Consider the following 12424-nt stretch of genomic DNA (forward strand, 5'->3'; position numbering starts at 1 on the left):
CCTTTATGCTTCCATGATTCTTTTCAGCACATCTTCGTCGAACTCTCCGATCCGGAGCATTTCGATTTCAAATTTATAAGGTGCCTTTTTGTTTTTCTTGTCTTCTCCCACATATGGGGTCTCAAGTATTTTCGGAATGTCTGCAAGCTGCGGATGATGGACGATCCGGTTGATCGCATCAAATCCGATATGTCCGAATCCGATGTTTTCATGGCGGTCCTTCCGGGCACCAGTAGGATTTTTACTATCATTCACATGCAGTACCTTTAGACGATCGATGCCGATGATGCGGTCGAATTCGTCCAGCACCCCGTCGAAGTCCTCCACGATGTTATAGCCCGCGTCATGGGTGTGACACGTATCAAAGCAGATCGATAAACGGTCATTCAGATCGACGCCTTCGATGATCGCAGCGAGCTCTTCGAATGAACGTCCACATTCCGAGCCCTTCCCTGCCATTGTTTCAAGGGCAATCTGAACTTTGTGCTCCTTCGTAAGGACTTCATTCAATCCTTCGATGATCTTTTCAATCCCTTTATCCGCTCCGGCACCGACATGCGCTCCCGGGTGAAGGACGATCTGTCCTGCACCAAGGGCTTCTGTCCGTTCGATCTCCGAGCGGAGGAAGTTGACGCCAAGCTCGAATGTCGCAGGGTTGGTGGTGTTTCCGATATTGATGATATAAGGGGCATGGACAACGATATCGTCGATGCCATGCTCTTTCATATGGGCCCTTCCCGCTTCGATATTCAAGTCTTCAATCTTCTTCCTTCTTGTGTTCTGGGGTGCACCCGTATAGATCATGAACGTATTCGCCCCATATGAAACGGCCTCCTCACTCGAAGCCAGCAGCATATTTTTCCCACTCATTGATACATGAGATCCGATCTTCAACACATGTCTCAGCTCCTTTACGACGCTTGAAGATTATTTATTCCTGCTTTTGATTCTTCTTTCGCGTTTCTTGATCTGCTCCATTTTATATTTCATTTTCTTTTTGTATCCTGGTTTCACCTTTTTCGGCTTCCGAACCATGGACTTGGCTTTTACATCCGCTTCATCTGCACTGGTTTTCTGGCGATTCTTCCGCTTATTCAGCGCAGGGAGCTCTACCCATTCGCCTTTTTTAATATCTTTATGGGCAAACTGAATGCCCTTTTTCTCCAGTCGGTTGATGGCATCTTCATCGGATGCCTCATAGATGGTGAATGCAATCCCACTGTTACCGGCGCGAGCCGTACGGCCTGTCCTGTGGATGTAGAAATCAAGGTCCTGCGGCAATTCAAAGTTGATGATATGACTGATTCCCTCGATGTCGATCCCCCTGGCAGCAAGGTCCGTTGCAACGATGTATTGGAATTCAAGACCTCTTGTTTGTTTCATTACCTTTTTCCGTTCACGCGGAGAGAGGCCACCGTGGATCCTCCCGACTTTCAATCCTTTGGCAATCAGGGCATCCGCCACTTCATCCGCTTTCGATTTCGTATTGGTGAACACGATCCCGAGGTACGGGTTGATGTCAGTTAGGATATTGTAAAGCAGGTTGATTTTGTCACGGCTTTTCACCGGGACGATTACGTGCTCGATGTTCTTCGCCGATAGACGCTCAGGCTCTACATGGGCGAATTGAGGGTTTTCCATGTACTTCTTCAAGAATGGCTTCAACTTCTCTGGGATGGTTGCAGAGAATACGAGCATCTGGAGGTTTTCAGGCATTTTGCCGGCGATTTGATCCACATCCTCGATGAACCCCATATCAAGCATCAAGTCGGCTTCATCGATGACAAGCATGGTTGCCGTGTACACCAACAGGGCCTGTTCTTTCACAAGATCGTTGATCCTTCCCGGTGTACCTACGACGATATGTGGCTGGCTCTTCAGTTTCTCGATTGTCCTCTGCTTGTCCGTTCCTCCGATGAAACAGCGCGATGTGATGTCGGTATCTTTTGTAATCTTCAAGATTTCCTGATAGATCTGCTGGGCAAGTTCCCTCGTAGGCGCAGTGATCACCGCCTGGACCGTTTCAGAAGCTTCATGGATCTTTTCAATGATCGGAAGCAGATAGGAATGGGTCTTTCCTGTACCGGTCTGGGATTGACCGATGGCACTTTGACCCTTCAAGATCATCGGGATCATCTTTTTCTGGATTTCCGTCGGCTCATGAAACCCCCGTTCTTCAATAGCATGCTGAATGAACGTTTTGAATTCATACTGTGTGAAGGCGTTCTTTGTCATGTCTCTTCATCTCCTTTATATCGACATCTCATTATACCTATTTCATGGTGATGCATGGACACCCCATACTGAAGGGTCCACCCGGTGTTCAGCGGGTGAAGATCTATATAAAACGTCAGTTGTCATTTAAAATAAGAACATCTAATCATTATAATCAATTTTCGGGGAAACATCTAGCCTATCAGGACAAAATCATTTCTCCCTCTACACAATACCCTTTTCAATCTGCTTGCATACGTTATAAAGATGGCAATTCCATTTGAAAGGAGGCGATCATCATGCCGCCACGCGGAATGATGAGAATGCGCGGAGGAAATCCATTCGGCATGCAGCAGCGGAATCCGTTCGGGATGCAACAGAGCAACTTCCGCATGCAGCAGGGGAATCCATTCATGATGCAACAAAACCGAAGGAATCAACCTACTATTGGCCGCACTTCACCTTCTCCGTTCCAGATGTCAGGAGGACAGCCCGGTAAAAAGAAAGGTCTGCTCTCCAAACTATTGAAAAAAGGCGAAAATCGAGGGGGTGGCACCCCTGAAGGTGGAGCAGGCCTTCTCGAACAGTTCACACGGTCCGTATCCGACTCGGGGATGGACCGGTCTCCGCAAGCAGCCGGAGGCATCCTTCAAGGGCTGATGAATCCGGGAAATATTGGCTCTTTCCTCACGAATACCCAACAGGTCCTGCAAACCGCTCAGCAACTCGGACCGATGGTTTCCCAGTATGGTCCCATGGTCAAGAATATCCCAGCATTATGGAAGTTGTACAGGGGACTGAAAGATGTAACAGGGGATGAAGAAACGAATGCAGATGCAGAAGATGCTACTCCCCCACCAAAGGATCAGGACTCCGAGGAAACCGTGGAAACACCCGCACTCGATGAAGAATCAGAGCCTGCCCCTCCTGTCAGACCGAAAGCCCCCAGGATAACGGGGCAATCTTCACCAAAGCTTTATATTTAAACCAGTAATGCCCTGCAGAATGCCTATCTGGAGGGCTATTCCCAAAGGTTCAACCCTTTCCGTACCCATACTCTTTGTCATAAAGGACGTTCTCCTTTATAATGGGGGTACAACCTTTCCCATGTAGGAGGATTATCAGTGGATATTATTAAAATTACCCCGAGGGGGTACTGCTACGGAGTCGTCGATGCCATGGTCATCGCCAGGAATGCGGCGCTCGACAAGTCACTCCCCCGTCCGATATATATATTGGGCATGATTGTCCATAACAAACATGTGACCGATGCATTTGAAGAAGAAGGCATCATCACCCTGGATGGTCACAACAGAAAGGAAATCATCGACCAGGTCAATGAAGGGACCGTCATCTTCACAGCACATGGGGTATCCCCAGAAGTGAAGGAAATCGCCAAGAATAAAGGACTGGTGACACTGGATGCAACATGCCCCGATGTCACGAAGACACATGACCTCATCCGCGAAAAGGAAGCCGAAGGTTATGACGTCATCTACATCGGTAAAAAAGGCCACCCAGAACCAGAAGGGGCCGTCGGTGTCGCACCTGATATCGTACACCTTGTGGAAACCGCCGCGGATGTGGAAAAGCTCACCATCGACAATGAAAAGATCATCGTGACGAATCAGACGACGATGAGTCAATGGGATGTTCTCGATACGATGGAGAAAGTCAGGGAAATGTACCCACATGTGGAACTTCACAAAGAAATCTGCCTGGCGACGCAGGTGCGTCAGGAAGCCGTTGCAGAACAGGCTGGGGCGGCAGACGTCCTGATTGTAGTCGGTGACCCGAAGAGCAATAACTCCAACCGGCTGGCACAGGTGTCAAAAGAAATCGCCGGAACACCTGCCTACCGGATCTCTGACATAAGTGAGTTGGAGCTGGAGTGGCTGAAGGGTGCTAAAGTAGCTGCCGTCACTGCAGGTGCTTCCACCCCTACTCCCATCGTCAAAGAAGTCATCCGTTTCCTGGAAGCATATGACCCGGCTGATGAAGAGACGTGGACAAGGGAACGCAATGTCCCGCTCAATAAGATTCTTCCAAAAGTACGCAAAGCAAAACTTGGTTCTTCTAAATAAATCTAAACGCCTATGCAGGAATTCTCATGCATAGGCGTTTTCTTTGTCCTTTCCTGTTCCCACTCACTATGGATCACTTGACTCATGAATGCTATAATTAAGGAAAACATTTACAGGAGGCTGTATGGGCTATATCTTGAATTTGCGTAAACAAGTCGGGACCCTCCCCCTCATCATGGTTGGATCATGCGTCCTCGTCATCAATGATTCAGAGGAACTCCTATTGATGAAGCGCACGGACAATCAATGTTGGGGCCTGCCGGGAGGTTCCATGGAACCCGGGGAAACCTTGCAGGAAGTAGCCGAAAGGGAGCTTTATGAAGAGACCGGCATCAAAGCTGAAGCTTTATCTTTATGGGGTATCTATTCAGGGCAGGAATTCTACTACCAGTACCCACACGGAGACGAGGTCTACAATGTTGTGACCGCCTATCTATGCAGGTCTTACAGTGGAGAATGTTGTCTGAATGAAGCGGAAGGATCCGAATTGCGCTTCTTCCCATTGGATTCCCTTCCCCTCGAACTGAGCCCGCCAGATCAACCCATCATTATGGAGTTTCTGGAGCAAAAAGAAAAGCCCCGTTCGCAACCCTTATAATAAGGAGTGCAGACAAGGCTTTTTTTACATGAACGTAAACGGATTCGTGTTAGAGGTAGAAGGGAAGATATTCACGACATATCCTTTTTCCGCGCACGTCTTGGCCAAGTGCCGGGCCACGCCGTCCTTCATGATTTTTTCGATATGATGTCCCGCATCAATGACGTTCAAGCCAAGCATCATGGCATCGTGGGCTGTATGATAGTAGATGTCACCCGAAATGAAAACGTCTGCTCCTTGTCGCTTGGCAGCATGGATGAATTTATTCCCGTCGCCACCGAGGATCGCCACTTTGTTCACGGGCGCCTCAAGGTCACCGGTCACTTTGACACCATCCATCCCGAAGACCGCTTTGACCCGCAGGGCAAATTCTTTCAGGGTCGTGCCCTCAGGTAACCTTCCGATCCTGCCGAGACCCATAGCGGGCGCTTTGTTCTCCAGTGTATAGATGTCATAGGCCACTTCTTCATAAGGATGATTGGTGAGCATGGCTTTCAGTACCCTGCCCTCCAAAGAAGCAGGAAAAACTGTCTCAATTCTTTCTTCCTCTGCTACTTCTAGGCTACCCTGTTCCCCTAGGTAAGGGTCGGTTCCTTCCCCCGGCATGAATCTGCCTTCTCCTCTTGTAGTGAAGCTGCAATCGGAGTAGGCGCCGATATTCCCCGCTCCCGCTTTGGCCAGGGCCCCGCGGAGGCGTTCACCGTGCTCTTGCGGTACAAAGACCACCAATTTCCTGAGCTCTTCGGAGTACGTCGGTACAAGGACGGATGGCTCAACCAGCCCAAGGGCATCAGCGAGCAGATCGTTCACTCCACCTTCCGCCACATCAAGGTTGGTATGGGCAGCATAAACGGCAATATCATGTTTGATGAGTTTTTCAATCATTCTCCCCTGATAGGTATCGGTATGGATTGATTTAAGGGACCTGAACAGCGGAGGGTGATGGGCGATGATCAGCTTCACATTATTCTTGATCGCTTCATCCACCACATTTTCAAGAACGTCCAGGGCCACCATGACATTTTCCACCTTTTCATTCAGCTTGCCGATCTGAAGTCCGATCGGATCGCCCTCCTCTGCAAGATGCTTCGGTGAAAATTGTTCAAATAGCTGAATGATCTCATGTCCATTTGGTGTTTTCATCGATTCAGAACCTCCTCTACCAGTTTGATTTTTACAAGCAGATCATTTCTGCGCTCCTCGAGTGCTGGAGTTTCCTCAGCCTGTTCCATGTTTTTCAGGATCACCTTCCACTGGGTTATTTCATGTGTCCATTTCTTTCTGAACGGCGCACTGCGTTCAGTACTTAGTAACGGACCCATGAGGAGCTCTGCTTCAAGATTTCCGCTTGTATATCCTGCCTTCGGATCTCCTTTTTCCGCTACGAGAACTTCATAGATCTTACCGTCCTCTTCCAAGATCTCCTCTCTCAGAAGGGACCAGCCATTATCCATCAGCCATTCACGGATGGACACGGCGCTGATATTCGGCTGTAGGATGAGTCGTGCATTTTCTACTTTAGCCTTACCCTTCTCGAGAATGGAGGCAATCAGGGGCCCGCCCATGCCAGCAATGGTGATGCAATCCACTTCTTCTGGACGGAGCACATCAAGGCCATCTCCCAGTCTGACATCCACCCTGTTTTCGAGGGCATTCAGTTTGACCTGTTTCAGAGCTGATTCGAATGGTCCCTTCACGACTTCACCGGCGATGGCCGAAGCCGCAATTCCTGTCTGGATCGCATAACATGGAAGATAGGCATGATCCGAACCGATATCTGCAATGGTACTGTCTTTTGGTATGTAGGATACAACTGTCTCCAGTCGTTTGGATAATTTTTCGCTATTCATCATTTCACCTTATCAATCTGGATTCATTCTTCCCTTCCCTGTACCGGGAAGGATTTTTCCGCTTCGATACCATTCTACCCAATTTCAAGGCATAAAAAAAGCCCCCTGCCCATCAGGCAAAGAAGCTTTCCCTATTATTTGAGTGACAAGATCCAGTCTGCCATGGCATCAAGATTCTCATCTTCCACAAGTCCTGCCGGCATGATGCCTTTACCATTCTTGATCGTTTCCTTGATTTGATCTTTGGAAAGATCCGTTCCTTTCAATGCAGGTCCAGCTCCGCCTTCATAGTCACCACCGTGACAGCTCATACAGTTTTCCTTGTAGTGTGCTTCAGGATCGAATTCACCGCTTGAAGCCTGCTCTCCGCCTTTTTCTTCTTCCTTTGCCTTGTCAGCCTTCTCTTCAGCATTATTCAATCCTTCAAGAGATAAGAAGAAAACAAGTCCGATACCAAGTGCCATAATGAGAATGAACGGAATGATTGGATTGCGATTCATGGCTTAACCCTCCTTCGTATGTATACCATCCAAATAGTACCCTATTTAACAATTTATATTTTACTGTAAAAACAGGGAAAGTAAAAGTCCTACGAATTAACTTTTCCATCTTTCTCACAATTTAGACACATTATGTTCGTTTTTACGTCGAATTCTCTTAACCGTTTTCATTATTGACACAAAAGCAATCCATTTCACAGGACTATCATCCTGTTCTGATTTGGTATCGCTAACATGAATCTCTCGCATTTCCAGTTACTTTACCAAAATAAGGGACCCGTTACCAAGGGTCCCCGGGCATCAGTGACATCCAATCAGCCTTGAGATCACCATGCGCTGGACTTCCGACGTTCCTTCGCCGATTTCGAGGAGCTTCGCATCGCGAAGGTACCTCTCCACATGATACTCCCTCATATACCCATATCCTCCGTGGATCTGGATCGCTTCATCGGCCACTTCCATACTGATTTCGGATGCATAGAGCTTGCACATGGACGCTTCCTTGGAAAATGGTCTGCCCTGATCCTTCAGCCACGCTGCCTTGTGCACCATGTTCCGGGCCAATTCGATCTTCATCGCCATGTCGGCCAGCTTGAACTGGGTCACTTGGAACTGGGAGAGCGTCTTTCCGAACTGCTTTCGCTCTTTGGCATATTGCAGGGCCTTATCAAAGGCTGCCTGAGCCACCCCCACAGCCATCGCACCGATCCCGATCCTTCCGCCGTCAAGAGTGACCAGGAACTGCTTGAAGCCCTCTCCTCTCTTACCAAGGAGGTTCTCCGCAGGAACCTCTACATCTTCCAGCACGAGTTCAGTGGTGTTCGAGGCGTGCAGCCCCATCTTTTCATAATTATCAATCACCTTGAAGCCTTTGGCATCCGTCGGTACGATGATTGCGCTGATTTCCTTGTTGCCGTCCTTTTTACCGGTGATAGCAGTCAGAGCCAGATGGTTCGCATAGCTGGCATTTGTGATGTAACACTTATTCCCATTGATTACCCAGCGGTCCCCTTGCTCCACTGCCGTCGTCTGGGTTCCACCAGCATCTGATCCCGCATTCGGTTCGGTCAGCCCGAAAGCTCCGAAGCTCTCGCCCGTACAGATCGGCGTCAGATACTTCTCCTTCTGCTCTTCCGTACCGAACATGGAGATCGGTGCTCCACCCAGGGAAATGTGGGCAGAGTACGTGATGCCTGTTGATGCGCATGCACGGCTCAATTCTTCTGTCACGATGGCAAAGCTGACCGTATCCGCCCCGGCTCCGCCGTATTCTTCTGAAAACGGAAGACCCATCAGTCCAAGGTCCGCCAATTTTTTAAAAACGTCAGCAGGGAATTCCTTGGCCCGGTCCCTGTCAAGGGCACCCGGCGCCACCTCTTCATCTGCAAACTCTTTAATGGTTTTTTTGATCATTGCCTGTTCCTGTGTCAAATCAAAATTCATTCCCATCCCCCTTGTCTGTCTCGCTTCCTGCCAAAAGCAGAAATGTATGCGCTATCATTTCCATTATAAAAGGATTAAATGAATTTTCTCAACTTTAAAAAACTTTATAATTTTCTGTAGTTATATTACAATATAAATAGTCAGCAGGATCGCTCCCAGAGTCCCTCCGATGGAAAATGGAAGGATTTTGCGCCCGAAACCCGTAACCGACCATACAAAACAATGCAAATATAGGAGCGCTATCAGGACACCTCTCTTCCCTTCAAAAAATGCATCCACGATGTGAACCGTCATAAAAAGAAGGATGAGGGCTACAACCACATACACAAAAAGGGTAGAGATTCCTTTTTTGCTATAATGAATTGCCATGACCACAAGGAAAACGACAAATACTGCCAAAATCGCTGTTTGCAAAAGCGGTGACATTTCAGTAAAATAAATGACAAATACGGTGAGGCCGAGAGTCAGGGCCGATGCTGCAAGATGTGTGTACCCCTGTGAGGAAACGCTTTCACTTCCCCCTTTGGTGTAAAGGTTTAGAAGGTAGTCACAGTAGTGCTCCGGAAGCATGCTGCTTTCTTTCCACCGTTTGATTTCGTTTATGATGATTGTTGTTTCTTTATCCTGTTGTTTGATTCCAATCACTGCCTAACCTATCAAGTATATGTATAAACTTCGTCACAGCCTGTCGAAATTCCTTTTTTGCCGAAAAAAAACCGCCTCGGCGTATGCGAGACGGTTCTGGTTCCTATTCGAGGAAATCTTTCAAACGTTTGCTTCTGCTTGGATGGCGTAGTTTACGCAGAGCTTTCGCTTCGATCTGACGAATCCGTTCTCTGGTAACACCGAAAACTTTACCGACTTCTTCCAAGGTACGGGTCCTTCCGTCATCAAGTCCAAAGCGAAGACGCAGAACGTTTTCTTCACGGTCTGTCAAGGTATCGAGTACATCCTCGAGCTGTTCCTTCAAAAGTTCGTAAGCAGCATGCTCTGATGGTGACTGTGCTTCTGCATCCTCAATGAAGTCGCCGAGATGTGAATCATCCTCTTCCCCGATCGGTGTTTCCAATGAAACAGGTTCTTGGGCAATTTTCAGGATTTCCCTTACTTTTTCCGGTGTAAGGTCCATTTCTTCTGCTATTTCTTCAGGCGCAGGCTCACGACCAAGATCTTGAAGAAGTTGGCGTTGGACACGGATCAGTTTATTGATGGTCTCTACCATATGGACAGGGATACGGATCGTCCTGGCCTGGTCAGCGATGGCACGGGTGATGGCCTGACGGATCCACCAAGTGGCGTACGTACTGAATTTGAACCCCTTGCGGTAATCAAATTTCTCAACCGCTTTAATAAGGCCCATATTCCCTTCCTGGATCAAATCAAGGAATAACATACCCCGACCGACATAACGCTTCGCAATACTGACCACAAGTCGAAGGTTGGCTTCTGCAAGGCGGCGCTTCGCCTCTTCGTCCCCTTCTTCGATTCTTTCGGCAAGATTGATTTCTTCTTCTGCTGATAGCAGGTCGACCCTTCCGATTTCTTTCAGATACATACGGACCGGATCATTTATTTTGACGCCGGGAGGGACACTGAGGTCATTCAGATTGAATTCCTCTTCCTCTTCCTTTGCCAATTCAGGGGCACTCGGATCGTCATCTTCATCACTTTCTTTGATGATTTCGATGCTTTGTTCACCTAAGTGCTCGTAAAATTCATCCATTTGATCAGAGTCCAATTCGAAGCCCGATAGTTTATCGGCGATATCCTCATATGTGAGAACACCTCTCTTCTTACCCTGATTCACTAAAAATTCTTTCACCTGATCAACGGTCAATTCAGACGCTATTTGTTTGGAACGCGCGGACTTTTCAGCCATGTGTTCCCCTCCTTCCAACTTCCTGGCAAAACTATAAAGACTTACGCAGCTGTAAGATTTCCATCGCAATCTCTACTTCCTTGCGATAATCATTTCTTCTTTCAGCTTCTTTTCTTTCCTGTTCTTTTTCCTTTATCTTCAACATCTTTTGATGTTTTAAGACCTGTTTCACATAATCCATCAGTTCATCATCGGTGCATTCTTCGCTGATGGACATCATTTCGATCTCCGTCACCACCCGCCTCAAACGCTCATCGCTCAGATATCCAATGAATCCGCGGGCGCCTGGTGGCAGACCTTCTTCATAATACCCGAGAAGATAGGTGATGATCGCCTGGTGCTCATCTACGTTGAGACTGACACCTGCAAGCCAATCCTGAACCTTATACGCAATGTTGGGGTCCCTCATCATATGGGCGATCAAGCGCCTTTCGGCATTTTGATATGCAGGAAGGAGCTGTGACTTCCGGTTGAAGGGAGCAGCCACGGGTGCGGGGCTTTGTTGTACCTTCTTTGACCGGGGTGCTCCTGCCTGCCCCATCTGCTGCTGCAGGGCATCCAGCGATAGATCAAACTCATCGGCGAGGTTTCTCAGATAGAAGTCTTTTTCAACGGCACTGCTCAAGCCGACGATTTCCTTGAGTACCTCTTCGATATAGGCGAGCCGATCTCCTTCATCATTCAGGTTTTTATTCAGCTTGTAATAGCGGAGTTTGAACGCCATGAATGTCAGAGCCGCCCCTATTACATCCTGCTGAAACTTTTCGGATCCATAGGTGGAGATGTAGTCATCGGGGTCGAGCTGCTCCGGAATGGCGGCGATGCGGATATTCATGCCGTGGTTCGTCAGGAGATTTCCTGCCCTGAACGCGGCTTCGATCCCCGCAGAGTCGCCGTCATAACAAATCACGACGGTATCCGTGAGTCGTTTGATCAGTCCGATCTGTTGCTCGGTCAAGGAGGTCCCCATTGTGGCGATCCCATTCTCGACTTCCGCCTCGTTTGCGGAAATGACATCTGCAAACCCTTCAAAGAGGATCGCCTGCTGTTTCCGCCTGATTGAGGCCCGAGCACCATGGTAATGATAGAGGATTTTACTCTTATTGAAGATTTTCGTCTCCGGACTGTTCAAGTATTTCGGTTCATCGCCTTTTTGGAGGCTCCGTCCCGAAAAGGCAACCGTGTCTCCTTTGGGGTTCTGGATGGGAAACATGATCCTGCCTCTGAACCGGTCCAGGAAGGATTGGTCCCTTTCCCTTCTGACCAGGAGCCCGGCCTCTTCCATGAGTTCGAGGGGATATCCCCTCTTTTCTAGAAACTTGACTGTGAAATCCCAATTGGGAAGCGACCAGCCGATTTTGAACTTCCGGATGCTTTCGGTTGTGAACCCCCTGGCAAGCAAATATTCCAGTGCATCCTGACCCTCTTTTGTATTAAGGAGCAAATGATGGTAAAATTTACTCAAAAGTTCATGGGCCTCGATCATCCTCTTCTCGTCTTCAAGTTGAGCATGATCTACATTCGGGGTGGAAGGCGTAACGTCAATTTCCTCGCCAACCTTCTCACCAAGCTTTTGAGCTGCTTCCTGGAAGGACATGCCGTCTACATCCATAAGGAATGTAAAGGCGTTACCTCCCGCACCGCAGCCGAAGCAATGGAAGATTTGTTTATCAGGTGATACAGAAAAAGATGGAGTGTTCTCTCCATGAAATGGGCAGAGCCCAAAATAGTTACGACCCTGTTTCTTCAGTTGCACATAGTCGCTTACAACATCCACGATGTCCGTGGATGATAAAATTTTATTCAGCTTCTCTTCAGGGATTCTTTCTGACACTATTCATCACCTGTTTTATAAA

At 48.2% G+C, this 12424-nt stretch carries 12 protein-coding genes; 3 read left to right on the top strand and 9 right to left on the bottom strand.

From position 1 onward, the window contains the following. Positions 1 to 3: 3 nt before the first annotated feature. Together ABJ225_RS07180 and ABJ225_RS07185 are read right to left on the bottom strand one after the other, a co-directional pair. The gene (locus ABJ225_RS07180) at positions 4 to 897 is read right to left on the bottom strand and encodes a deoxyribonuclease IV (RefSeq protein ID WP_347319169.1); all 894 of its coding nucleotides are present in this window, start codon (positions 895 to 897) and stop codon (positions 4 to 6) included. A gap of 30 nt (positions 898 to 927) precedes the next feature. Continuing rightward, entirely contained in the window at positions 928 to 2235 is a 1308-nt protein-coding gene (locus tag ABJ225_RS07185; protein WP_053426545.1) for a DEAD/DEAH box helicase, read from the bottom strand. Between the two features lie 278 nt (positions 2236 to 2513). Here ABJ225_RS07185 and vrrA point away from each other — a divergent pair, with 278 nt between their 5' ends. The 3 genes from vrrA (at position 2514) to ABJ225_RS07200 (ending at position 4896) form a co-directional block, all read left to right on the top strand. Next, entirely contained in the window at positions 2514 to 3200 is a 687-nt protein-coding gene (gene vrrA / locus ABJ225_RS07190) for a VrrA/YqfQ family protein (protein WP_347319171.1), read from the top strand. A 138-nt stretch (positions 3201 to 3338) separates the two neighbouring features. Continuing rightward, complete coding sequence (locus tag ABJ225_RS07195) at positions 3339 to 4298, top strand: 4-hydroxy-3-methylbut-2-enyl diphosphate reductase (RefSeq protein WP_053426543.1); 960 nt, start codon at positions 3339 to 3341, stop codon at positions 4296 to 4298. 124 nt (positions 4299 to 4422) lie between these two features. After that, positions 4423 to 4896, top strand: a complete 474-nt coding sequence (locus tag ABJ225_RS07200; protein WP_218246222.1) for an NUDIX hydrolase — start codon at positions 4423 to 4425, stop codon at positions 4894 to 4896. A 24-nt stretch (positions 4897 to 4920) separates the two neighbouring features. Here the strand turns inward: ABJ225_RS07200 and ABJ225_RS07205 are convergent, their stop codons facing one another. The 7 genes from ABJ225_RS07205 to dnaG all read right to left on the bottom strand — a co-directional run bounded on the left by ABJ225_RS07205 (position 4921) and on the right by dnaG (position 12402). Next, the gene (locus ABJ225_RS07205) at positions 4921 to 6039 is read right to left on the bottom strand and encodes a Nif3-like dinuclear metal center hexameric protein (protein WP_347319174.1); all 1119 of its coding nucleotides are present in this window, start codon (positions 6037 to 6039) and stop codon (positions 4921 to 4923) included. Then, a complete protein-coding gene (locus ABJ225_RS07210; protein WP_347319176.1) occupies positions 6036 to 6746 on the bottom strand; it encodes a tRNA (adenine(22)-N(1))-methyltransferase in 711 nt (236 codons plus the stop codon). The genes ABJ225_RS07205 and ABJ225_RS07210 overlap by 4 nt, the downstream gene beginning before the upstream one ends. Before the next feature lie 134 nt (positions 6747 to 6880). Further along, positions 6881 to 7246, bottom strand: coding sequence for a cytochrome c550 (cccA, locus tag ABJ225_RS07215; protein WP_053426539.1), 366 nt, complete (start codon positions 7244 to 7246; stop codon positions 6881 to 6883). Positions 7247 to 7546: 300 nt separating this feature from the next. Continuing rightward, a complete protein-coding gene (locus tag ABJ225_RS07220) occupies positions 7547 to 8689 on the bottom strand; it encodes an acyl-CoA dehydrogenase family protein (protein WP_053426538.1) in 1143 nt (380 codons plus the stop codon). 120 nt (positions 8690 to 8809) lie between these two features. After that, complete coding sequence (locus tag ABJ225_RS07225; RefSeq protein WP_347319178.1) at positions 8810 to 9334, bottom strand: hypothetical protein; 525 nt, start codon at positions 9332 to 9334, stop codon at positions 8810 to 8812. Positions 9335 to 9437: 103 nt separating this feature from the next. Further along, positions 9438 to 10568 (bottom strand): RNA polymerase sigma factor RpoD, encoded by a 1131-nt coding sequence (gene rpoD / locus ABJ225_RS07230; protein ID WP_048006123.1) that lies wholly within the window; start codon positions 10566 to 10568, stop codon positions 9438 to 9440. A gap of 31 nt (positions 10569 to 10599) precedes the next feature. Beyond that, a complete protein-coding gene (gene dnaG, locus ABJ225_RS07235) occupies positions 10600 to 12402 on the bottom strand; it encodes a DNA primase (RefSeq protein ID WP_347319181.1) in 1803 nt (600 codons plus the stop codon). Positions 12403 to 12424 lie beyond the last annotated feature (22 nt).

This window comes from Rossellomorea sp. RS05 (genome assembly GCF_039822645.1).
Lineage (GTDB): Bacteria > Bacillota > Bacilli > Bacillales > Bacillaceae_B > Rossellomorea > Rossellomorea marisflavi_B.

Coding starts and splice junctions, on each gene's coding strand:
- ABJ225_RS07185 (WP_053426545.1), bottom strand. CDS start 2,235: ATGACAAAGAACGCCTTCACACAGTATGAATTCAAAACGTTCATTCAG.
- vrrA (WP_347319171.1), top strand. CDS start 2,514: ATGCCGCCACGCGGAATGATGAGAATGCGCGGAGGAAATCCATTCGGC.
- rpoD (WP_048006123.1), bottom strand. CDS start 10,568: ATGGCTGAAAAGTCCGCGCGTTCCAAACAAATAGCGTCTGAATTGACC.
- ABJ225_RS07200 (WP_218246222.1), top strand. CDS start 4,423: ATGGGCTATATCTTGAATTTGCGTAAACAAGTCGGGACCCTCCCCCTC.
- ABJ225_RS07205 (WP_347319174.1), bottom strand. CDS start 6,039: ATGAAAACACCAAATGGACATGAGATCATTCAGCTATTTGAACAATTT.
- ABJ225_RS07210 (WP_347319176.1), bottom strand. CDS start 6,746: ATGAATAGCGAAAAATTATCCAAACGACTGGAGACAGTTGTATCCTAC.
- cccA (WP_053426539.1), bottom strand. CDS start 7,246: ATGAATCGCAATCCAATCATTCCGTTCATTCTCATTATGGCACTTGGT.
- ABJ225_RS07220 (WP_053426538.1), bottom strand. CDS start 8,689: ATGAATTTTGATTTGACACAGGAACAGGCAATGATCAAAAAAACCATT.